Source organism: Pseudomonas sp. dw_358, from assembly GCF_018449655.1.
GTDB lineage: Bacteria > Pseudomonadota > Gammaproteobacteria > Pseudomonadales > Pseudomonadaceae > Aquipseudomonas.
The window spans coordinates 134,541-156,163 of the sequence record NZ_JAAVUX010000009.1 but is presented as its reverse complement, the minus strand read 5'-3'; the positions used below and the strand labels follow the sequence as shown (position 1 = coordinate 156,163).

Below are 21,623 nucleotides of genomic sequence, written 5' to 3'. Positions count from 1 at the left end.
CGCGAGCAAGCACGACGCAGCCCCTACGGCATTATCACCTCAATGGTTCCGTCCGCCGTGATGCTCACCGCGCTGGTCCCGGCTTCCACGTCCGGCGTCACCGGTGCGCTGTCGGCGCGGGCCGCCTTCATCATCATCGGTGCGCGCGCAAAGCCAGGGTTGAAGCCCGACGTATTGAGATTCAGGTTGACCACCTTGTAACTCTTGCCGCCCATGGCCTCTGTGACCAGCGCCGCGCGGCCCTTGAAGGCGCCCACCGCTTCCTTGAGCAGGGCATCTTCATTGAGCTTGCGTGAAGCGGGCGAGATGGTGAAGTCCAGGCTGCCCATTTTCAGGCTTTGCAGCAGTTCGCCGGTCAGTGTCGACAGCGTCGCGAAATCCGGGCTTTCCAGGCGGATTTCCGCCCGCTCGCGCCATCCGGTGATTTTCTGGCCTTTGTCGTCGTACACCGGGTAGCTGTTGCGCGTGCCCTGGCGCAGGGTCACGCCCTGAGCCTGGCGCGCCTGGCTCAGCGCCTTGTTGACCGTGTCGCTGATCTGCGCGGCAAGCTTGGCCGGGTCGCTGTCCTGAGCCTCGGTGTAGAGGGTGACCATCATCAGGTCGCGCGGGACTTCCTGGCTCACCTCCGTGCGCAGGGATATCTGGTTGTAGCGGGTTTCATCGGCAAGCACGGGCAGGCTGGCGAGAGTGCCGGCAGCGAAAAGGAACAGGGCGCTGCGACTGAGGCGGGGCATGTGAGGCTCCTTGAGGGACGACGTTTGTGGCGCTGACTCAGACTGTAGCGGGTGGTAGGGGGTCTCGGGTTGGTTGGAAAAACCATGAATCACTTTTATGGCCCGATGGCTCGACCTCTCCGGCTGTGGCCCTTTGCCGCAGATTTGGCGGTTTTCCACAACATTTGCGTATACTTGCGACGATCCGTCCGTTGCGCCCAACTGGAGAGCTCATGCTCGCCTCGGTATTGCCCGTTTCCGCGACTCGCCAGAACCTCTGGCGCCTGACCCTCGTTCGTATCCTTGTGCTGGCCGCCCAGGCCGGTTCGGTGGGCTTCGCCTACCTGACCCACCTGCTGCCGCTACCATGGCTGCCCCTGAGCATTACCTTGGCCTGTTCGGGGGTGCTGTGTGCAATCACCTCGATGCGCCTGCGTGCCTCGCTGCCGGTCACCGAGCTTGAATATGCCTTGCAGCTGGCCTGCGATCTGCTGATCCACAGCGTGCTGCTGTATTACTCGGGCGGCTCGACCAACCCCTTCGTTTCCTATTACCTGGTGCCATTGACGATTGCCGCGGTGACCTTGCCCTGGGTGTATTCGGTGGCACTCTCGGGCCTGGCCCTGGTGTGCTACACCACCTTGCTGGTGCGCTTCTACCCACTGGACACCTTCCCGATCATCGCCCGGGAAAACATGCAGATCTACGGCATGTGGCTGAGCTTTGCCCTGGCGGCCGGCGTCATCACCTTCTTTGCCGCGCGCATGGCTGAAGAGCTGCGCCGTCAGGAGCAACTGCGGGCCGAGCGGCGTGAAGAAGGTTTGCGTGATCAGCAACTGCTCGCCGTGGCCACCGAGGCCGCGGGTGCGGCCCATGAACTGGGTACGCCGCTGGCGACCATGAGCGTGTTGCTCAAGGAAATGCGCCAGGACCACACCGACCCTGCGTTGCAGGAAGACCTGGGGATCCTTCAGGACCAGGTCAAGCTGTGCAAGGAAACCCTGCAGCAGTTGGTGCGCGCAGCCGAGGCCAACCGGCGCATGGCCGTGGTCAACCGCGAGGTGACCGACTGGCTTTCCGAGGCACTGGACCGCTGGCACCTGATGCGCCCGGAAAGCACCTACCGCTTCGAGTGCCTGAGCCCCGGCAGCGTGCCATGGCTGGCGCCGCCGCCGGATCTGACCCAGGCACTGCTCAATCTGCTCAACAATGCGGCCGATGCCTGCCCGGAAGGGCTGGAAGTTCAGGTTGACTGGAACACTGAAAATATTTTCATCAGCATCCGCGATCACGGTCCGGGTGTACCCTTGGCTATCGCCGAACAGATCGGCAAGCCCTTTATTACCACCAAAGGCAAAGGCTTCGGCCTGGGCCTGTTTCTGAGCAAGGCCAGCGTGACACGTGCCGGCGGCTCGGTGAAACTCTATAGTCATGAGGATGGCGGCACGCTCACCGAGCTGCGCTTGCCCCGTGACGCCCGAGGAGACGGACATGAGTGACGAAACCCAGGTCGAAAGCGAAGACCTGCCCCACCTGTTGCTGGTGGATGACGATGCAACCTTCACCCGGGTGATGGCCCGCGCCATGTCCCGCCGCGGCTTTCGCGTCAGCACGGCGGCCTCGGCCGACGAAGGGCTGGCGCTGGCGCAACAGGACCTGCCGGACTTCGCTGCGCTGGACCTGAAAATGGAAGGCGATTCGGGGCTGGTGCTGCTGCCCAAGCTGCTCGAACTGGACCCGGAAATGCGCGTGGTGATCCTCACCGGTTACTCCAGCATCGCCACGGCGGTCGAGGCGATCAAGCGAGGCGCCTGCAACTACCTGTGCAAACCCGCCGACGCCGACGATGTGCTGGCGGCGTTGCTCTCCGAGCACGCGGACCTGGACACCCTGGTGCCGGAAAACCCGATGTCGGTTGACCGCCTGCAGTGGGAGCACATCCAGCGCGTGCTGACCGAGCATGAAGGCAACATTTCGGCCACCGCCCGTGCCCTGGGCATGCACCGCCGCACCTTGCAGCGCAAGCTGCAAAAGCGCCCGGTTCGACGCTGAGCGCCGGCCATTCGTCTTTTTCGTCGCGCCCGGGAGCGGGATTGTCCCTGGGCGCGCTTGCCACCATTGAGCCTGAACGATGAATCAGAACGCTGAAAATTCCGCGGTCAACGATGCCGTGCACGATCGCTTCCTGTCGCGGGTGTGGAAGCTGATTACGCCTTATTGGCGCAGTGAGGAGAAAGTCGGGGCCTGGGCGCTGTTGCTGACCGTGATCGGCCTGTCGCTGATCAGCGTCGCGATGTCGGTGTGGTTCAACAGCTGGAATCGTGACTTCTACAATGCGCTCGAGCACAAGAACTACGATGCCTTCGTGCATCTGATCCTCTACTTCTGCGGCATCGCCGTGGTGGCCATCATTGCTGGCGTTTTTCGCACCTATCTGACACAGATGCTGACCATCCGCTGGCGGCGCTGGCTGACCGAGAAGCACTTTGCCAAGTGGCTCGCCCACAAGAACTATTACCAGCTCGAACAGCGCGGCACCACGGACAACCCCGATCAGCGTCTTTCCGAGGACCTCAATAGCTTCACTTCGGACACGCTGTCCCTGGGCCTGGGCTTTATACGCAACCTGGTGAGCCTGGTGTCGTTTTCGGTGATCCTCTGGGGGGTGTCCGGGTCGATCGAGGTATTGGGCATCAGCATTCCCGGCTACATGTTCTGGGCTGCATTGTTCTATGCGCTGGTGGGCAGCTGGATCACCCATGTGATCGGCCGCCGCCTGATCGGCCTGAGCAACCAGCAACAACGTTTTGAAGCGGACCTGCGTTTCAGCCTGGTCCGCGTGCGCGAAAACGCCGAGAGCATCGCCCTGTTCGATGGCGAGGACAATGAGAACCAGCGTCTGAGCCAGCGCTTTGGGCGAGTCTGGAACAACTACTGGGACATGATGCGCGTGCAGAAGCGCATGAGTTTCTTCACCAGTGGCTACTCGCAGATCGCCAACGTGTTTCCGTTCATTGTTGCCGCGCCGCGCTATTTCTCCGGCAAGATCGACCTGGGCAGCCTGATGCAGATCTCCCAGGCCTTCGGCAATGTGCAGGAAAGCCTCAGCTGGTTCATTGATGCTTACGTGAGCCTCGCCAGTTGGCGCGCCACGTGTGATCGTCTGTTGAGTTTCCGTGCGGTCATGGACCGTAACGAAGAGCGCGTCGGCGGTGTGACAGTCGTACAGCAAGGCCAAGCGCTCAAAGTAGCGGATTTGAGCTTGAACCTGGCCAGCGGTCAGAGTCTGCTCAGCGGTGCCGCGCTGGACGTCGCCAGTGGTGAGCGAGTCTTGCTCAGTGGCCGCTCCGGATCGGGAAAAAGTACACTGTTGCGCGCATTGGGCAATCTCTGGCCGGCGGGAAAGGGCGACATCCAGGTGCCGGCGCAACGTACGCTGTTCCTGCCGCAGAAGCCCTATCTGCCCATAGGCTCGCTGCGCGAAGCCTTGAGTTATCCACAGCCGGGCGATACGTACAGTGCCGAACGCTATGAAGACGTATTGCACGCTTGCCGTCTGGATGCGCTGATCGAGCGCCTCGACGAAAGCAATCACTGGCAACGGCTGCTCTCCCCTGGCGAGCAACAACGCCTGGCCTTCGCCCGCGCCCTGTTGTTCGCACCTAAATGGCTGTACATGGACGAAGCCACTTCGGCCATGGACGAAGAAGACGAAGCAGTCCTGTACCAAGCCCTGATCGACCGTTTGCCGGGCCTGACCATGCTCAGCGTCGGCCACCGCAGCAGCCTCAAGCGTTTCCACACCCGTCAGGTGCGGATCGAGGATGGCCGGTTGCTAGCGCTGCCCGAGACAGTCGCAACGTAGTGATCGTACAACTGCCTTGCGCTATGATGACCCTATAACCGTCAGACCGAGATCGATGTCCGATATGGAAAACCAGAGCGCACCGCCTCGCGCGCGCAGAAAGCCCCGCAGCCTTGCCCAGGAACTGGTCACGGTTTTGACTGAACGCATTGTCAGCGGCCAACTCAAGCGTGGTGACAAATTGCCCACCGAGTCGGCCATCATGGAAGAGCAGGGCGTCAGCCGCACGGTGGTCCGCGAGGCCATTTCGCGGTTACAGGCAGCCGGGCAGGTGGAAACTCGTCACGGCATCGGCACCTTTGTGCTGGACACACCGAGCCCCAGCGGCTTTCGTATCGACCCGGCCACCATCGTCACCTTGCGTGAAGTCCTGGCGGTGCTCGAATTGCGCATCAGCCTGGAGGTCGAGTCTGCCGGGCTGGCGGCCCAGCGCCGTTCACCCGAACAGCTGGCTGCCATGCGCGCTGCCCTCGATGCGCTGCAGGAAAGCGCGGCGCATGCCACGGACGCGGTTTCCTCGGACTTTCAGTTCCACCTGCAGATCGCCTACTCCACCGGCAACCGCTATTTCACCGACATCATGACCCACCTGGGCACCAGCATCATTCCGCGCACGCGGCTGAACTCGGCGCGTCTGGCCCATGATGACCAGCAGCACTACATGAACCGCCTGAGCCGCGAGCACGAGGAAATCTACGAGGCTATCGCTCGTCAAGACCCCGATGCCGCCCGCGCCGCCATGCGCCTGCACTTGACCAACAGCCGCGAGCGCTTGCGTCAGGCTCACGAAGAAGCCCAGGGCCAAGCCTGACCACAAGGATGCCACCGGCATGCTGGCGATTTTCCTGCAGACGCTGAATATCACCGCACCGGTGTTTGCCATGTTGTTCCTCGGTGTGTTTCTGAAACGCATCCACTGGATCAACGACAACTTCATCCACACCGCCTCGGCGCTGGTGTTCAACGTGTGCATGCCGGCGCTGCTGTTTCTGGGCATCTATCACGCCGACCTGCGTGCCGCGATCAAGCCGGGCTTGCTGCTCTATTTCGTGTTCGCCACCGTCGCCAGTTTCGCCATCAGCTGGGGCATGGCCATCTGGCGCGCACCGCTGGCCGATCGCGGCATCTACACGCAGGGGGCGTTTCGCGGCAACAACGGTGTGATCGGTCTGGCGCTGGCGGCGAGCATGTACGGTGATTACGGAATCTCGCTGGGCGCCATCCTCGCCGGCCTGGTGATCGTGCTGTACAACTCGCTGTCCACCGTGGTGCTGGCGATCTACAGCCCGGTAATCAAGTCCGACCCCTGGAGCATCGCCAAAAGCGTAGTGGCCAACCCGTTGATCATCAGTGTGATTGCCGCGACCCCCATGGCCATCTGGCAGGTGCCGCTGCCCAACTGGATTCTTTCTTCGGGTGATTATGTCGCGCAGATGACCCTGCCGCTGGCGCTGATCTGCATTGGTGGCACCTTGTCACTGGCCGCCTTGCGCGAGAGCGGCATGATGGCCATCGACGCCAGCCTGGTGAAAATGGTCTGGCTGCCGCTGATCTTCACCTTCATTGCCTGGCTGCTGGGGTTTCGTCACGCGGAATTGGGCATTCTGTTTCTGTACATCGGTGCGCCCACCGCCGCAGCCAGCTATGTCATGGCCCGCGCGGCCAACGGTAATCATCAGCTGGCCGCCGCAATTATCGTCATCACCACCGTGGCCGCTGCCGTGACCACCAATATCGGCATTTTCCTCTTGCAGTGGGGCGGCTGGATCTAGATCCTGTGCGCCCCTGATCTTAACGAAGGACCCGTCCATGGTTGACCAATCGGCGCCCTCGGGCCTGCACCGCGGCCTGAAAAATCGCCACATCCAGCTGATCGCTCTGGGCGGCGCCATCGGCACGGGGCTCTTTCTGGGCATTGCCCAGACTATCGCCATGGCTGGCCCTGCGGTCATTCTCGGCTATGCCATCGCTGGCATCATCGCGTTTTTCATCATGCGCCAACTGGGCGAGATGGTGGTCGAAGAACCGGTAGCCGGGACTTTCAGCCACTTTGCCCATCGTTACTGGGGCGAGTTTGCCGGTTTCATGTCCGGTTGGAACTATTGGGTGCTGTATGTCCTGGTGGGCATGGCCGAACTCACGGCCGTGGGCATCTATATCCAGTACTGGTGGCCCCATGTGCCGACCTGGGCATCGGCTGCTGTCTTCTTCGTCCTCATCAACCTGATCAACCTGACCCAGGTGAAAGTCTACGGCGAGATGGAGTTCTGGTTTTCCCTGATCAAGGTCGTGGCCATCGTCAGCATGATCGCCTTCGGTGCCTGGTTGCTGCTCAGCGGCAGCGGCGGGCCGGATGCCAGTGTCGCAAACCTGTGGCAGTACGGCGGCTTTTTCCCCAACGGGATAGGCGGTCTGACCATGGCCATGGCCGTGATCATGTTTTCCTTCGGCGGCCTGGAACTGGTGGGCATCACCGCGGCCGAAGCCGATGACCCCAAGCGCAGCATCCCGCGGGCGACCAATCAGGTGATCTACCGCATTCTGCTGTTCTATGTGGGTGCTCTGGCCATTCTGTTGTCGCTGTACCCGTGGCAGAAAGTGGTGCAGGGGGGCAGTCCGTTCGTACTGATTTTCCACGCGCTGGACAGCAATGTGGTGGCTACCGTGCTCAATCTTGTGGTGCTGACGGCAGCGTTGTCGGTGTACAACAGCTGCGTGTACTGCAACAGCCGCATGCTGTTCGGCCTCGCTCGCCAAGGCGACGCGCCCAAATCCATGCTCAAGGTCAACCGTCGCGGCGTGCCTTTGGCGGCGCTGGGTATTTCGGCCTTGGCGACTGGCCTGTGCGTGGTGATCAACTACCTGATCCCGGGCGAAGCCCTTGGCCTGTTGATGGCGCTGGTGGTGTCGGCGCTGGTGTTGAACTGGTGCATCATCAGCATCACCCATCTGAAGTTTCGCGCCGCCAAGCACCGTGAAGGGCATGTCACGTTCTTCCAGAGCTGGGGCTACCCGCTGACCAATTACCTGTGCCTGGCCTTCCTGGCGGGCATTCTGGTGATCATGTACATGACGCCGGGTATTCGCATTTCAGTGATCCTGATCCCGCTGTGGCTGGCAGTCCTGGGCGTGGCCTTCGTGCTCAAGCGCAAGCGCGCCCGTCACTGACGGCGACGCCAACTGCGCAGTCTGGCGATGACCCAGGTCATCGCCAGCACGGGCAAGCCATAGAACAGCATCCAGTGCTCCAGCCGAGTGGCCAATGCCAGCCCGGTGCTGAAGGCCAGGACATGTGCGCCGTAGGTCAGGTACAAGCCGATCAGTGCCAGGCCTTCGGCGCGGGTCAGGCGATAGTTGGAGTGAAACAGCGGCAAGCACAGCGCGGCCACAGCCACCATCACCGGCAGGTCGAAGGTCAAGGCGTTGGGCGAGATGGTCAGCGGTTCGGGGGCGACCACCGCCGTGAAGCCCAGCACACCCAGCAGGTTGAACAGGCTGCTGCCGATCACGTTGCCCACAGCCATGTCCCGCTGGCCGCGCAGCGCGGCAATCAGCGAAGTGGCCAGCTCAGGCATGCAGGTGCCCACCGCGACAATGGTCAGGCCGATGATGCGGTCTGACAGACCATAGTCCTGGGCCACATCGATTGCCGCATCCAGTAACAGATGGCCGCCAGCGACCAACAACCCCAGTCCCGCCAGGAGTGTCAGCGCCAGTGCCCAGGTGTGCTTGCTGGAAGCCCTGAGTGTCTCCGGCAAGGGCCGGATAGGGTGATGCGCCTGACGCTTGATCAAGTACAGGTAGGCCGCCAGCCCGGCCAGCAGCAGCACACCCTCCAGCCGCCCCAACTGCTGATTGAGCGAAAGCAGCCACACCAGCAGGCTGGCGGCGATCATCAGCGGAATGTCCAGGCGGACAACCTGACGCGATACCCGCAGGGGCACCAGCAGAGCGCTGAGGCCCAGGGTCATCAGGATGTTGAAGACATTGCTGCCGAACACGCTGCCGACCGCAATGTCCGGCGCACCGGTGAAGGCCGCTTGCAAGCTGACGACGAGCTGCGGGGCGCTGCTGCCGAAGGCAACCATGGTCAGGCCGATGATCAAGGGGCGCACCCGCCAGCGCCCGGCCAGCGAAACGGCGGCGCGCACCAGCAGGTCAGCGCCGCCCACAAGCAGCAGCAAGCCGGCAGCCCATTGCATCAGGCCGGGTGCGAGAGAAGTGGCAAGCTGGAAGATGATCTAATGCCCTGGCTGATCAGTCGGAGAGACTTTGTACCCGGACTTGCGCCGTTCCGCTACCGATCATGCCCAGTTGTTCAGCGGCAGCACGGGAGACGTCGATCAGGCGCGAGCGGGTGTGCGGGCCGCGGTCGTTGACCCGGACCACCACCGAACGGCCGTTGCCCAGATTGGTCACCTGAACCCGCGTGCCGAACGGCAGGCGTCGATGGGCGGCGGTCAGATCGGCCTGGTCGAAGCGCTCGCCACTGGCGGTGCGTTTGCCCTGATGCTGGGCGCCATAGAAGGAGGCGGTGCCGGTTTCGTTGTAACCGCGTGGGTCAATGGTTGCTTCCTGACCAGCGCAGCCGGCGAGGAGGGCGAAGAGCAGAAAAAGCGAAATCGGATGCCACAGGTTTCGGATGTTCATGCAATGAAAGCCTGTACAAAGCAGCAGAAAATTCAAGGAGTGTTGTGGGCATGGGCTGGCTTTGTCGGAGCGGGCCTTGGCCGCGATGCAGGCGACGCGGTCTGCAGGAGCCCGCGCCGATGCCATCGCGGGCACGCCCTGCTCCCACAGGGCCTGTCCGCGAGGACCCATCAGCCTTCGAGCTTGCTCTTCAGCAATTCGTTGACCTGCCCGGGGTTGGCCTTGCCCTTGGAGGCTTTCATGGCCTGGCCGACGAAAAAGCCGAACATCTTGCCGCGCTTGGCTTCATCCGCCGCACGGTATTGTTCGACCTGCTCGGCGTTGGCTGCCAGCACTTCGTCCAGCACCTTCTCGATGGCGCCGCTGTCAGTCACTTGCTTGAGCCCGCGTGCTTCGATGATCTGGTCGGCGTTGCCTTCACCATTGGCCATGGCCTCAAAGACCATCTTGGCGATCTTGCCGGAGATGGTGTTGTCCTTGATGCGCAACAACATGCCACCCAATTGTTCGGCACTGACCGGTGCCTGATCGATCTCCAGTCCGAGCTTGTTGAGCAGGCTGCCCAGCTCCACCATCACCCAGTTGGCCGCCAGCTTGGCGTCGCCGCCGATGGACACCACCTGTTCGAAATAGTCGGCTTGTTCGCGGCTGGAGGCCAGCACGCTGGCGTCATACACCGACAGGCCGAACTGGCTCTGGAAGCGTTCGCGTTTCTGCGGCGGCAGTTCCGGCAGGGTGGCGCGGGTGGCGTCGAGAAAGGCGTTCTCGATGACCACGGGCAGCAGGTCCGGATCGGGGAAGTAACGGTAGTCGTTGGCCTCCTCCTTGCTGCGCATGGCGCGGGTCTCGTCCTTGTTCGGATCATAGAGGCGGGTCTGCTGAATGACCTTGCCACCGTCCTCGATCAGTTCGATCTGGCGCGCCACTTCGCTGTTGATGGCCCGTTCGATGAAGCGGAACGAGTTGACGTTCTTGATCTCGCAGCGGGTACCGAATTCTTTCTGGCCGACCGGGCGGATCGAGACGTTGCAGTCGCAGCGCAGCGAACCCTCGGCCATGTTGCCGTCGCAGATGCCCAGATAACGCACCAGCGAGTGCATGGCCTTGACGTAGGCCACGGCCTCCTTGGCGCTGCGCATGTCCGGCTCGGAAACGATTTCCAACAGCGGCGTCCCGGCACGGTTGAGGTCGATACCGGTGCTGCCACTGAAATCTTCGTGCAGGCTCTTGCCAGCATCTTCTTCCAGGTGCGCGCGGGTCACGCCGATGCGCTTGACCGTGCCGTCCTCCAGAGTGATGTCCAGGTGGCCCTTGCCGACGATCGGCAGTTCCATCTGGCTGATCTGGTAGCCCTTGGGCAGGTCGGGATAGAAGTAGTTCTTGCGCGCGAACACGTTGTGCTGGCCGATCTCGGCATCAATCGCCAGACCGAACATCACGGCCATGCGCACGGCTTCCTGGTTGAGCACGGGCAACACGCCGGGCATGCCCAGGTCGACCAGGCTGGCCTGGGTGTTGGGCTCGGAACCGAAGGTGGTGGAGCTGCCGGAGAAAATCTTCGACTGGGTGCTGAGCTGGGTGTGAATTTCCAGCCCGATGACGACTTCCCATTTCATTGCATTTTCTCCTTAGAAACCGACCGGGGTGCGGGTGTGCCAGTCAGTTACTTGCTGGTAGCGGTGGGCTACGTTCAGCAGGCGACCTTCCTGGAAGTACGGCGCCAGCAACTGCACGCCCACCGGCAGACCGTCGACGAAACCGGCCGGCATCGACAGGCCCGGCAGGCCCGCGAGGTTGGCGGTAATGGTGTAGACGTCTTCGAGGTATGCAGCGACCGGGTCGTTGTTCTTGGCGCCGAGTTTCCAGGCCGGGTTCGGCGTGGTCGGGCCGAGAATCACATCCACGTCCTGGAACGCTGCGACGAAGTCGTTCTTGATCAGGCGCCGGATTTTCTGCGCTTGCAGGTAGTAGGCGTCGTAGTACCCGGCCGACAGCGCGTAGGCGCCGACCAGGATACGGCGTTGCACTTCAGGCCCGAAGCCTTCGGCGCGGGAGCGCTTGTACAGGTCGGTGAGGTCTTTCGGGTCTTCGCAGCGATGACCGAAGCGCACGCCGTCGAAACGCGACAGGTTGGAAGAGGCTTCCGCCGGGGCGATGACGTAGTAGGCTGGAATCGCGTGCTGCATGTTCGGCAGGCTGATTTCCTTGACCACGGCGCCGAGCTTTTCCAGTTCCTTGACGCTGGTGTGGATCAGCTCGGCGATGCGGGGGTCCAGGCCGGCGCTGAAATACTCTCTGGGCAAGCCGATGCGCAGACCCTGCAGCGAGCCCTCGAGGCTGGCGCGGTAGTTCGGCACGGGCTCGTCGATGCTGGTGGAGTCCAGCGGGTCGAAACCAGCCATGCCTTGCAGCATCAGCGCGCAGTCTTCAGCCGTACGGGCCAGCACGCCACCCTGATCAAGGCTGGAGGCATAGGCGATCATGCCCCAGCGCGACACCCGGCCATAGGTCGGCTTCAGCCCCGTGAGGTTGGTGAATGCGGCAGGCTGGCGGATCGAGCCGCCAGTGTCGGTGGCGGTGGCGACCGGCAGCAGGCGCGCGGCCACGGCGGCGGCCGAGCCCCCCGACGATCCGCCGGGCACGTGCGCCAGATTCCACGGGTTCTTCACCGCGCCGTACCAGCTGCTCTCGTTGGCCGAACCCATGGCGAATTCGTCCATGTTGGTCTTGCCCAAGGTCACGGCGCCGGCGGCAGCCAAGCGGGAAACCACGGTGGCGTCGTAGGGCGCCTTGAAGTTGTCGAGCATCTTCGAGCCGCAGCTGGTGCGAATGCCCTGGGTGCAGAACAGGTCTTTGTGGCCCAACGGGGCACCCAGCAACGGGTTGACTTCACCTTGTGCGCGGCGTGCGTCGGCGGCCTTGGCCTGCTCGATGGCGAGGTCGTCGGTGATGCTGATGAAGCTGTTGATCTGCGGATCGAGCTGATGGATACGGGCCAGCAGTGCGCGGGTCAGCTCTTCGGAGGAAAATTTCTTGTCGGCGAGTCCGCGGGCGATCTCGGCCAGGGTCAATTCATGCATGGCAGGCTCTATTCCCTTACTCGATGACTTTCGGAACCAGGTACAGGCCGTTCTCGACCGCGGGGGCGATGGCCTGATAGGTGTCGCGTTGATTGTGCTCGGTGACCTGGTCGATGCGCAGGCGCTGGCTGGCTTCCAGCGGGTGCGCCAGCGGTTCGATGCCGGTAGTGTCGACCGCCTGCATCAGGTCGACCAGGCCCAGAATACTGTTGAGTGCATCGGTGGTGCGTGGCAGATCGGCTTCATTCAACCCGAGGCGGGCCAGATGAGCGATTTTTTCCACGTCGGAGCGATCAAGCGCCATGGGTATCTCCAGTGGAAGACAAAAACGGAGGCTGTCCGTGTGTTAGGCTGCGGAACACTTCAGCGATTCTACGGTCAGATGGCCGCGAACCGGCGAGGAGGCGTTCGGAAAAACAGCCAATTTAGCATATTGGCGCCTTGCCCAAAATCCCCGCCGTTGTTAGAGTTTGCCGCACTTTTTTACCCACGCGTTCCCTAGGGTCCTTTTCCCATGTTCAAGAAACTGCGTGGCATGTTTTCCAGCGATCTTTCCATCGACCTGGGCACTGCCAACACCCTTATTTACGTGCGTGAGCGCGGTATCGTCCTGAATGAGCCATCGGTTGTGGCGATTCGGACCCACGGAAATCAGAAAAGTGTCGTGGCGGTCGGTACCGAAGCCAAGCGCATGCTGGGCCGTACTCCCGGCAACATCGCCGCCATCCGTCCGATGAAGGACGGCGTCATCGCCGACTTCAGCGTCTGCGAAAAGATGCTGCAATATTTTATCAACAAGGTGCACGAGAACAGCTTTCTGCAGCCCAGCCCGCGCGTGCTGATCTGTGTGCCTTGCAAATCCACCCAGGTGGAGCGTCGTGCCATTCGTGAGTCGGCCCTCGGTGCCGGTGCCCGTGAAGTGTTCCTGATCGAAGAGCCGATGGCCGCTGCGATCGGTGCCGGCTTGCCGGTGGAAGAGGCGCGCGGTTCGATGGTGGTGGATATCGGTGGTGGTACCACTGAAATTGCCCTGATTTCCCTCAACGGTGTGGTCTATGCCGAATCCGTGCGTGTCGGCGGCGACCGTTTCGACGAAGCGATCGTGACCTACGTGCGGCGCAACTACGGCAGCCTGATCGGCGAGTCCACCGCCGAGCGCATCAAGCAGGAAATCGGCACGGCCTATCCGGGCGGTGAAGTGCGTGAGGTCGACGTGCGCGGCCGCAACCTGGCCGAAGGCGTGCCACGGGCCTTTACCCTGAACTCCAACGAAGTTCTGGAAGCCTTGCAGGAATCCCTGGCGACCATCGTCCAGGCGGTCAAGAGCGCGCTGGAGCAGTCGCCGCCCGAGTTGGCTTCCGACATAGCCGAGCGCGGTCTGGTGTTGACCGGCGGTGGTGCCTTGCTGCGCGACCTCGACAAGCTGCTGGCCCAGGAGACCGGCCTGCCGGTCATCGTCGCCGAAGATCCGCTGACTTGCGTCGCTCGCGGCGGCGGCCGCGCCCTGGAGATGATGGACAAGCACACCATGGACCTGCTCTCGAGCGAATAACCTCGCCACGAGTTGTCTGCAAAGGCGTTTACAGGTAGCACTCAGGGTGCTACCTGTATGCGTTCTGTCTATTTCAGCCGGTTGCTGTCCGATGAATGACCTCTTGAACATTTGCCTGGGAGGAGCGGCTTATTAAACCGCTTTTCGCCAAGGGCCCTTCGCTGGGCGTACGTCTGCTGGTGCTGGTCGTGATGTCGGTCACCCTGATGGTGGTCGACGCTCGCTTCACGCTGCTCAAGCCTGTACGCAGCGAAATGTCCCTCGTCCTGATGCAGTCCTACTGGATCACCGACCTGCCGCAACGCTTGTGGCAAGGTGTTGCCAGCCAGTTTGGCAGCCGCACCGAGCTGGTCGCCGAAAACGAAAAACTCAAGACCGAAGCCCTGTTGTTGCAAGGTCGTCTGCAGAAGCTGGCCGCCTTGACCGAGCAGAATGTGCGGCTGCGCGAGCTGCTGAACTCTTCGGCGCTGGTCAACGAGAAAGTCGAGGTGGCCGAGCTGATCGGCATGGACCCCAACCCCTTTACCCAGCGCATCCTGATCAACAAGGGCGAGCGTGACGGCGTCGTGTTGGGGCAACCTGTTCTTGATGCGCGCGGGCTCATGGGCCAGGTCGTCGAGTTGATGCCTTATACCTCGCGGGTACTTCTGCTCACTGACTCGACCCACAGCATTCCGGTGCAGGTCAATCGCAATGGCCTGCGCGCCATTGCCAGTGGCACGGGCAACCCGGAGTGGCTGGAATTGCGACATGTCGCGGACACCGCCGACATCAAGGAAGGCGATCTGCTGGTCAGCTCAGGGCTTGGCCAACGCTTCCCGGCGGGCTATCCAGTGGCCACGGTCAAGGAAGTGATCCATGATTCGGGTCAGCCTTTTGCCGTGGTGCGCGCCGTGCCGACCGCGGCCCTTAATCGCAGCCGCTACCTGTTGCTGGTGTTTACCGACAGCCGCACCCCCGAGCAGCGTGCCACGGACGCCGCTCAGGCCCAGGAGGCGGCCGACCTCAAAGGCCAGGCGGCCCCTGCGACCCCGGCAGCGGCCGCCCCGGTGGCGCCCACCTCGCCAGCGCCGGCCAACGCCGCGCCGGCCAAAGCCAGCCCGGCTCATGCAGCCGGTAATGGTCATCCGGCCAGCACCACCCACACCACACCAGCCGCCGCCGCGCCAGCCGGTGGTGCTGCGCACCCGGCCACGACGCACCCGGCAACACCTGCCAAACCGAAGGAGCAGCACTGATGCCCGGTTCCCGGAGTGAGCGCCGATGGTAAGTATTCGTACCCGCAACTATGGCTGGGTGGTCTGGGCCACCTTTGTCGCCGGGCTGTTGCTCAGCGTTTCGCCCCTCCCTCAGTTCATGGAAATCCTGCGGCCGCTGTGGCTGGGCTTGCTCATGTCATTCTGGGCCTTGAGCCTGCCGAACCGGATCGGCATGACCACGGCGTTCATTCTCGGGCTGGCTGAAGATGTGCTGTATGGCACACTGCTGGGCCAGAACGCCTTGGTGCTGAGCCTGGTGACGTTCCTGATCCTTACCCTGGCCCCACGGGTCCGCAGTTTCCCGATGTGGCAGCAGAGCCTGGTGATTCTGGTGGTGTTGGGCCTGTCACAATTGGTGCAATTGTGGCTCAGCGCGCTGACCGGCAACCGTCAGCCGACCCTTGCCCTGTTGCTCCCGGCACTGGTCAGTGCCTTGTTGTGGCCGTGGGTCAGCTACGGGCTGCGCGGCTTGATCGTGCGTTTGAAAATCAATTGACGGTGCGCGCCGCCAGGCGCGTGTCGACGACAAGGAGACGTCCGATGAATCCGCTCTACCTGGCCTCCGGGTCGCCCCGCCGGCGTGAATTGCTGGAACAGATCGGCGTCGCTTTCAGCGTGATCGCGGCCCCCATCGACGAAACCCCTTTACCCGATGAAAGCCCTCGTGCCTATGTCGAACGTCTTGCCCTGGGCAAGGCGCAAGCGGGTGCCCGTTCGCTGACAGGCGCTGGCGTCGTGTTGGGCGCTGACACGGCGGTCATCCTGGACGGCCGGATCCTCGGCAAGCCGCTGGATCAGGCCGATTCGGCCGCGACCCTGGCAGCACTGTCCGGCCGCGAGCATCAAGTGCTCACGGCGGTGGCGCTGGTGGACGGCGAACGTCGGCAAGTCCTCAGCGTCAGCAGCCAGGTGACTTTTCGCCCGCTGTCCGAGGGTGAAATTCGCGCTTATTGGGCCAGTGGTGAACCCCGGGACAAAGCCGGCGGCTATGCCATTCAAGGGCTGGGCGCGGTGTTCGTGCAACGCGTGACTGGCAGCTATTCGGCCGTGGTCGGCTTGCCGCTGTGTGAAACAGCAGAACTGTTGGGCGATTTCGGCATACCCTGCTGGCAGGCGTGACGTCGCCCCGTGTGGCTGACAAGATGGTCCCAGACGCTTTCCCACATCCCCGCCACCCTTGACGAGACCCAGCCATGAGCGAAGAGATCCTGATCAATATCACCCCGATGGAATCGCGGGTGGCGGTGGTTGAAAACGGGGTACTGCAGGAAGTGCATGTCGAACGCACCCAGCGCCGCGGCATCGTCGGCAACATCTACAAGGGCAAGGTGGTCCGCGTGCTGCCGGGCATGCAGGCGGCGTTCATCGACATCGGTCTGGAACGCGCGGCCTTCATCCACGCCTCGGAGATCTCGCTGCGCGAGGGCTCGGCGGTGGAGACCATCAGTGCGCTGGTCCACGAAGGCCAGAGCCTGGTGGTGCAGGTGACCAAGGACCCGATCGGCACCAAGGGCGCGCGCCTGACCACGCAGTTGTCGATCCCTTCGCGCTATCTGGTGTACATGCCGCGCACCCGGCACGTGGGTATCTCCCTCAAGATCGAAGACGAAGCCGAGCGCGAGCGCCTGAAGAAGGTCGTCAGTGACTGCGTGGCGGCCGAAGGGATCACCGAGTCCGGTGGTTTTATCCTGCGCACGGCTGCCGAGGGCGCGCGGTCCGAAGAGATTCTCATGGACATTCGCTACCTGCGGCGTCTGTGGGACCAGATCGCCGCACAGATCAAGACCGTGGGCGCGCCCACCGAGATTTACGAAGACCTCGGCCTGGCCCTGCGCACTCTGCGTGACCTGGTCAACCCGAAGATAGAGAAGATCCGCATCGATTCCCGGGAGACCTTCCAGCGAACCACGCAATTTGTCGGTGAGCTGATGCCTGAGATTGCCGACCGCCTCGAACACTACCCTGGCGAGCGGCCCATCTTTGATCTTTACGGGGTGGAAGACGAGATCCAGCGCGCGCTGGACCGCAAGGTCCTGCTCAAGTCGGGCGGCTATCTGGTGGTGGACCCGGCCGAGGCGATGACCACCATCGACGTCAACACCGGTGCGTTCGTCGGCCACCGCAACCTTGAAGAGACCATCTTCAAGACCAATCTGGAGGCCGCCACCGCCATTGCCCGGCAACTGCGCCTGCGCAACATCGGCGGCATCATCATCATCGACTTCATCGACATGGAAGACGAGGAGCACCAGCGCCAGGTCCTGCGCACGCTGGAGAAACAGCTGGAGCGGGACCACGCCAAGACCAACATCATTGGCATCACCGAACTGGGCCTGGTGCAGATGACCCGCAAGCGCACCCGCGAGAGCCTCGAACAGGTCCTGTGCGAGCCGTGCGCCTGCTGCCAGGGGCGCGGCAAGCTGAAGACCGCCGAAACGGTGTGTTATGAAATTTTCCGTGAAATCCTGCGAGAGGCCCGCGCCTATCAGGCCTTGGGGTATCGTGTGCTGGCCAATCAGAAAGTGGTCGATCGGTTGCTTGACGAAGAGTCGGGCAATGTCGCCGAGCTGGAAGCCTTTATCGGGCGAACCATTCGCTTTCAGGTCGAGTCCATGTATTCCCAGGAACAATATGACGTGGTGCTCCTCTGAATCAGCCCATTCAACGCTTGCTGTCCATTGTGACGCGCTGGGGCTTCGGTCTCTGCGCGCTGTTGCTGATTCTGCTCGCCCTGTACGTCAGCCTGGGGCGCGAATTGACCCCGTTGATCGCCGAATACCGTGCCGAGGTCGAACAGCAGGCCGAACAAGCCCTCGGTCTGCCGCTGAGCATCGGCAGCCTGGAAGGCCGCTGGAGCGGTCTGGCGCCGATTCTGCTGGCCCATGATGTGATGGTCGGCAAGGGCAGCAGCGTCTTGCGCCTGGATCAGGTGCGCGTGGTGCCTGCGCTCTGGGACAGCCTCATGGCCCGCCGTGTGCGTCTGGCCCATGTGGAACTGGATGGCGTCCAACTGAGCCTGGCCGAGGACGCGCAAGGCCATTGGCAGCTGAAGGGCCTGCCGAGCAAGGATGACCAGCCGTTCGATCCCGAGCAGACCCTGCGTCAGCTGCAACAAGTTCAACACCTGACGGTGCTGGATAGCCAGCTCACCCTCGAACCGCAGAATCACGCGCCGCTGACGTTCACTTATGCCCAGATCAGCCTGCGCAATATCGCTGGGCGCCAGCGCCTGGACTTGCGTCTGACCCTCCCCGACGGGCAGCTGGTGGCCGTCAGTGCCTTGGCCCGTGCCACCCCGGATAAATGGCGTGATGCCAGTGCGCACATCTACCTCAGCCTGCCCCAGAGCGACTGGGCTCGGTGGCTGCCTCCCAGCCTGACCGGGCAGTGGCACCTGAACAAGGTCCTGGCCGGCGGCGAAGCGTGGCTCGATTGGCGCCAGGGCATGGTGCAGAGCGCCGCGTTGCGTTTGAACGCCCCGGGCGTGACGGCCCACTATGCCGACAAGCCCGCCGCGACGCTGGAAGATGTCGCCGTCAATACCTGGCTGCAACGCCATGATGACGGTCTGGAGATCACGGCCGACTCGCTGGCGTTTACCTATGCAAAACGGCGCTGGGAAACCCGGCTCACTGCGCGCCAGCAGTTGCCCGGTGGCGACCGACCGTTGACGTGGAACATTTCGGCCGACCGCCTGGACCTGAATCCGATCACGCCGCTGCTCGATGCCCTGGCGCCACTGCCGGCCGGCCTGGCGAGCACTCTCGATCACCTGCAAGCCAAGGGCAGCCTGCATAACCTGCAGCTGCAAGTGCGCCCGCAGACCGAAGGTGATCAGCGCGTCAGTTTCGCCGCCAACCTCGACAAGGTGGCGTTCAGCGCTTTCCACGGTGCCCCGGCTGCGGCCAATGTCAGCGGCGCCATCAGCGGTGACCTGGGACATGGCGAGCTGCGCTTGGCCACACAGGATTTCATGCTGCATCTGGACCCGATCTTCGCCAACCCCTGGTATTACAAGCAGGCCAACGCCCGTTTGACCTGGACCCTGAACAAGGACGCTTTCACCCTGGTGGCACCCTACATCAAGGTGTTGGGGGATGAAGGCAAAGTGGCGGCGGACTTTCTGATCCGTCTGCCGTTCGATCCCACGGTCGAGCCCTACATGGACCTTCGGGTCGGCATGACCGAAGGCGATGGCAGCTACACCGGCAAGTACCTGCCGGCGGTACTCAGTCCGTCGCTGGACCATTGGCTGCGCACCGCGATCGTTGCCGGCAAGGTCGATGAAGGCTATTTCCAGTACCAGGGGTCCCTGGCCCATGCAGCCCCCGACCACAGTCGCAACATCAGCCTGTTTTTCAAGGTGCGCGATGCGCAACTGAACTTCCAGCCCGGTTGGCCTTCGCTGTCGGCGATCGATGGGCGCGTCTATGTGGATGACAGCGGTGTGCGGGTGTTGGCCGACAAGGGGCAGATGCTCGACACCCAGGTGCATGACGTTGACGTGGATGTGCCGCGGGTGACCGAGGGCGAGCACAGCCATCTGTTGGTGGACGGTCAATTTACCGGCAGCCTGGGCGACGGCTTCAAGATCCTGCAGCAAGCGCCCATCGGCACGGGTCCGATCTTTGCCGGCTGGGAAGGCGAGGGGCCACTGATCGGGCACTTGAAGCTGGACATCCCGCTGGTCAAAGGCGATCAACCCAAGGTGGTGGTGGACTTCAACACCGAGAATGCCCGGCTCAAGCTGAGCAATCCGGTACTGGAACTGACTCAGCTCAAGGCCGCCATGCGCTTTGACTACGACAAGGGCTTGAGCAGCCCGGCGGTCACGGCCCAGGCATTCGGTCAGCCGGTGGCGGCGCAGATATTTGCCGAAGGCAAGCCTGGCACGCCACTGACCCGGATCACCGCCAAGAGCAAGATCGCCCTCAAGAGCCTGACCGACTGGCTGCAGATCAAGCAGACTTTGCCGGCCACGGGCGACATTCCCTATCAGTTGCAGGTGTCGCTGGGCAGTGATGCGCGCCTGTCTGTCGACTCCGACCTTAAAGGGCTGGTGGTCAATCTGCCGGCGCCCTATGGCAAAGCCGCCGACGATACCCGCAATACCACGTTCAGCATGGGCCTGTCAGGGCCGCAACGGCGAGTCGATGTCAGCTATGCCGACCTGGCCCGGCTGGTGTGGAGTGCGCCGGCCACCAACCTGGCCGACGGCAGCGGCGAGTTGCTGCTGGGCAATGCGACGGTGCAACTGCCTGACAGCAAGGGCCTGCGGGTGCGTGGCGAGCTTGACCAACTGGACCTGGGCCCCTGGAAGCAGCAGGTGGATCAGTATGCCGGTGGCGACCCAGGCGGCAGCGCCAGACAGATCATTAGCGGTGTCGATCTCAAGGTCGGCCATCTCAAGGGCTTCGGGCTCGATCTGGACCAGGTCCGCGTGCAGTTGCAACGCGCGGCCAGTGCCTGGAATCTGGGCATTACCAGCCAGCAGATGACCGGCACTGTGGCTGTGCCCGATGACAAGGTTGCGCCCATCGATATCAATCTGCAGACTCTGCGTCTGCCGCCGGCCGACCCCAAGGCCGTGACCGTGGAGAACCCGCCGGACAATCCTGACCCGCTGGCCACAGTCGACCCGACCAAGATCCCGGCGGTGAACGTCAAGATCGCTCAGGTCACCCAGGGCGACGACCCCGTTGGCACCTGGTCGCTCAAGCTGCGCCCCACGCCCAAGGGGTTGGCTTTCAGTGACATCGACATGGGACTCAAAGGCTTGCAGCTGCAAGGCATGGGCAGTTGGGAGGGCACCCCGGGTGCCAGCACCAGCTGGTTCAAGGGCCACCTGTCCGGCAAGAACCTGGGCGATGTGCTCAAAGCGTGGAATTTCGCCCCGACGGTGACCAGTCAGACATTCGATCTGGATGCCGATGGGCGCTGGCCAGGCTCCCCGGCCTGGGTATCGCTCAAACGCTACTCGGGCAGCTTCGACGCCAGCATGGAGCACGGCCAGCTGGTTGAAGTGGATGGCGGTGCTCAGGCGCTGCGGGTGTTTGGCTTGCTCAATTTCAATTCCATCGGCCGACGTCTGCGCCTGGACTTTTCCGACCTGTTGGGCAAAGGCCTGGGCTACGATCAAGTGAAGGGATTGCTGGTGGCCAGCAACGGCGTGTATGTGACCCGTGAACCCATCACCATGACCGGCCCGTCGAGCAACTTTGACCTCAACGGCACCGTTGACATGGCGGGTGACCGGGTGGATGCCAAGCTGCGGGTGACCTTGCCACTGACCACCAATTTGCCGATTGCGGCCTTGTTGGTGGGCGCTCCGGCCATCGGTGGCGCCTTGTTCATCGTCGACAAACTACTGGGTGACCGGGTCGCGCGACTGGCCAGTGTACAGTACCGTGTAGAAGGGCCGATCAAGGAGCCGAAGATCACCTTCGACAAACCCTTCGATAAACCTGCCGATCCAACGCGCCAGTAGCGCTGTCACCGGGAGCC

At 62.7% G+C, this 21,623-nt stretch carries 18 protein-coding genes; 12 read left to right on the top strand and 6 right to left on the bottom strand.

Translation table 11 applies throughout. From position 1 onward, the window contains the following. Positions 1 to 23 precede the first annotated feature (23 nt). Positions 24 to 734 (bottom strand): SIMPL domain-containing protein, encoded by a 711-nt coding sequence (locus tag HB675_RS15375; protein WP_213879185.1) that lies wholly within the window; start codon positions 732 to 734, stop codon positions 24 to 26. A 212-nt stretch (positions 735 to 946) separates the two neighbouring features. Here HB675_RS15375 and HB675_RS15370 point away from each other — a divergent pair, with 212 nt between their 5' ends. The 6 genes from HB675_RS15370 (at position 947) to HB675_RS15345 (ending at position 7,746) form a co-directional block, all read left to right on the top strand. Continuing rightward, on the top strand, positions 947 to 2,212 hold the full coding sequence (locus HB675_RS15370) for an ATP-binding protein (protein WP_213879184.1): 1,266 nt from the start codon (positions 947 to 949) through the stop codon (positions 2,210 to 2,212). Next, on the top strand, positions 2,205 to 2,765 hold the full coding sequence (locus HB675_RS15365; protein WP_213879183.1) for a response regulator transcription factor: 561 nt from the start codon (positions 2,205 to 2,207) through the stop codon (positions 2,763 to 2,765). Before HB675_RS15370 ends, HB675_RS15365 begins: the two co-directional genes overlap by 8 nt. Before the next feature lie 79 nt (positions 2,766 to 2,844). Then, on the top strand, positions 2,845 to 4,578 hold the full coding sequence (locus HB675_RS15360) for an ABC transporter ATP-binding protein/permease (protein WP_213879182.1): 1,734 nt from the start codon (positions 2,845 to 2,847) through the stop codon (positions 4,576 to 4,578). Between the two features lie 64 nt (positions 4,579 to 4,642). Continuing rightward, a complete protein-coding gene (locus HB675_RS15355) occupies positions 4,643 to 5,389 on the top strand; it encodes a FadR/GntR family transcriptional regulator (RefSeq protein ID WP_213879247.1) in 747 nt (248 codons plus the stop codon). A 19-nt stretch (positions 5,390 to 5,408) separates the two neighbouring features. Beyond that, a complete protein-coding gene (locus HB675_RS15350; protein ID WP_213879181.1) occupies positions 5,409 to 6,350 on the top strand; it encodes an AEC family transporter in 942 nt (313 codons plus the stop codon). A 37-nt stretch (positions 6,351 to 6,387) separates the two neighbouring features. Continuing rightward, a complete protein-coding gene (locus tag HB675_RS15345; RefSeq protein WP_213879180.1) occupies positions 6,388 to 7,746 on the top strand; it encodes an amino acid permease in 1,359 nt (452 codons plus the stop codon). Here HB675_RS15345 and HB675_RS15340 read toward each other — a convergent pair. From HB675_RS15340 to gatC, 5 genes are all read right to left on the bottom strand, one after another. Then, positions 7,740 to 8,780, bottom strand: a complete 1,041-nt coding sequence (locus tag HB675_RS15340; RefSeq protein WP_213879179.1) for a calcium/sodium antiporter — start codon at positions 8,778 to 8,780, stop codon at positions 7,740 to 7,742. The genes HB675_RS15345 and HB675_RS15340 overlap by 7 nt on opposite strands. A 55-nt stretch (positions 8,781 to 8,835) precedes the next feature. After that, positions 8,836 to 9,228: a septal ring lytic transglycosylase RlpA family protein gene (locus tag HB675_RS15335; protein WP_213879178.1), complete on the bottom strand. Its 393-nt coding sequence runs from the start codon at positions 9,226 to 9,228 to the stop codon at positions 8,836 to 8,838. Between the two features lie 170 nt (positions 9,229 to 9,398). Then, positions 9,399 to 10,844 (bottom strand): Asp-tRNA(Asn)/Glu-tRNA(Gln) amidotransferase subunit GatB, encoded by a 1,446-nt coding sequence (gatB, locus tag HB675_RS15330; RefSeq protein ID WP_213879177.1) that lies wholly within the window; start codon positions 10,842 to 10,844, stop codon positions 9,399 to 9,401. Between the two features lie 12 nt (positions 10,845 to 10,856). Beyond that, the gene (gatA, locus tag HB675_RS15325) at positions 10,857 to 12,308 is read right to left on the bottom strand and encodes an Asp-tRNA(Asn)/Glu-tRNA(Gln) amidotransferase subunit GatA (RefSeq protein ID WP_213879176.1); all 1,452 of its coding nucleotides are present in this window, start codon (positions 12,306 to 12,308) and stop codon (positions 10,857 to 10,859) included. 16 nt (positions 12,309 to 12,324) lie between these two features. Beyond that, complete coding sequence (gatC, locus tag HB675_RS15320; RefSeq protein WP_213879175.1) at positions 12,325 to 12,612, bottom strand: Asp-tRNA(Asn)/Glu-tRNA(Gln) amidotransferase subunit GatC; 288 nt, start codon at positions 12,610 to 12,612, stop codon at positions 12,325 to 12,327. A 210-nt stretch (positions 12,613 to 12,822) separates the two neighbouring features. Here gatC and mreB point away from each other — a divergent pair, with 210 nt between their 5' ends. The 6 genes from mreB to HB675_RS15290 all read left to right on the top strand — a co-directional run bounded on the left by mreB (position 12,823) and on the right by HB675_RS15290 (position 21,606). Then, a complete protein-coding gene (gene mreB / locus HB675_RS15315; protein ID WP_008371426.1) occupies positions 12,823 to 13,860 on the top strand; it encodes a rod shape-determining protein MreB in 1,038 nt (345 codons plus the stop codon). A 131-nt stretch (positions 13,861 to 13,991) separates the two neighbouring features. Then, complete coding sequence (gene mreC / locus HB675_RS15310) at positions 13,992 to 15,098, top strand: rod shape-determining protein MreC (RefSeq protein ID WP_213879246.1); 1,107 nt, start codon at positions 13,992 to 13,994, stop codon at positions 15,096 to 15,098. A gap of 25 nt (positions 15,099 to 15,123) precedes the next feature. After that, a complete protein-coding gene (gene mreD, locus HB675_RS15305) occupies positions 15,124 to 15,615 on the top strand; it encodes a rod shape-determining protein MreD (protein WP_213879174.1) in 492 nt (163 codons plus the stop codon). A gap of 44 nt (positions 15,616 to 15,659) precedes the next feature. After that, positions 15,660 to 16,238: a nucleoside triphosphate pyrophosphatase gene (locus tag HB675_RS15300; RefSeq protein ID WP_213879173.1), complete on the top strand. Its 579-nt coding sequence runs from the start codon at positions 15,660 to 15,662 to the stop codon at positions 16,236 to 16,238. 74 nt (positions 16,239 to 16,312) lie between these two features. Then, complete coding sequence (gene rng, locus HB675_RS15295; protein WP_213879172.1) at positions 16,313 to 17,770, top strand: ribonuclease G; 1,458 nt, start codon at positions 16,313 to 16,315, stop codon at positions 17,768 to 17,770. Between the two features lie 8 nt (positions 17,771 to 17,778). Further along, on the top strand, positions 17,779 to 21,606 hold the full coding sequence (locus tag HB675_RS15290) for a YhdP family protein (protein ID WP_213879245.1): 3,828 nt from the start codon (positions 17,779 to 17,781) through the stop codon (positions 21,604 to 21,606). Positions 21,607 to 21,623: the final 17 nt, after the last annotated feature.

What these genes read in the sequence shown, in the direction of transcription:
- HB675_RS15375 (WP_213879185.1), bottom strand. Translation starts at nt 734, where the DNA reads ATGCCCCGCCTCAGTCGCAGCGCCCTGTTCCTTTTCGCTGCCGGCACT.
- HB675_RS15370 (WP_213879184.1), top strand. Translation starts at nt 947, where the DNA reads ATGCTCGCCTCGGTATTGCCCGTTTCCGCGACTCGCCAGAACCTCTGG.
- HB675_RS15365 (WP_213879183.1), top strand. Translation starts at nt 2,205, where the DNA reads ATGAGTGACGAAACCCAGGTCGAAAGCGAAGACCTGCCCCACCTGTTG.
- HB675_RS15360 (WP_213879182.1), top strand. Translation starts at nt 2,845, where the DNA reads ATGAATCAGAACGCTGAAAATTCCGCGGTCAACGATGCCGTGCACGAT.
- HB675_RS15355 (WP_213879247.1), top strand. Translation starts at nt 4,643, where the DNA reads ATGGAAAACCAGAGCGCACCGCCTCGCGCGCGCAGAAAGCCCCGCAGC.
- HB675_RS15350 (WP_213879181.1), top strand. Translation starts at nt 5,409, where the DNA reads ATGCTGGCGATTTTCCTGCAGACGCTGAATATCACCGCACCGGTGTTT.
- HB675_RS15345 (WP_213879180.1), top strand. Translation starts at nt 6,388, where the DNA reads ATGGTTGACCAATCGGCGCCCTCGGGCCTGCACCGCGGCCTGAAAAAT.
- HB675_RS15340 (WP_213879179.1), bottom strand. Translation starts at nt 8,780, where the DNA reads ATGCAATGGGCTGCCGGCTTGCTGCTGCTTGTGGGCGGCGCTGACCTG.
- HB675_RS15335 (WP_213879178.1), bottom strand. Translation starts at nt 9,228, where the DNA reads ATGAACATCCGAAACCTGTGGCATCCGATTTCGCTTTTTCTGCTCTTC.
- gatB (WP_213879177.1), bottom strand. Translation starts at nt 10,844, where the DNA reads ATGAAATGGGAAGTCGTCATCGGGCTGGAAATTCACACCCAGCTCAGC.
- gatA (WP_213879176.1), bottom strand. Translation starts at nt 12,308, where the DNA reads ATGCATGAATTGACCCTGGCCGAGATCGCCCGCGGACTCGCCGACAAG.
- gatC (WP_213879175.1), bottom strand. Translation starts at nt 12,612, where the DNA reads ATGGCGCTTGATCGCTCCGACGTGGAAAAAATCGCTCATCTGGCCCGC.
- mreB (WP_008371426.1), top strand. Translation starts at nt 12,823, where the DNA reads ATGTTCAAGAAACTGCGTGGCATGTTTTCCAGCGATCTTTCCATCGAC.
- mreD (WP_213879174.1), top strand. Translation starts at nt 15,124, where the DNA reads ATGGTAAGTATTCGTACCCGCAACTATGGCTGGGTGGTCTGGGCCACC.
- HB675_RS15300 (WP_213879173.1), top strand. Translation starts at nt 15,660, where the DNA reads ATGAATCCGCTCTACCTGGCCTCCGGGTCGCCCCGCCGGCGTGAATTG.
- rng (WP_213879172.1), top strand. Translation starts at nt 16,313, where the DNA reads ATGAGCGAAGAGATCCTGATCAATATCACCCCGATGGAATCGCGGGTG.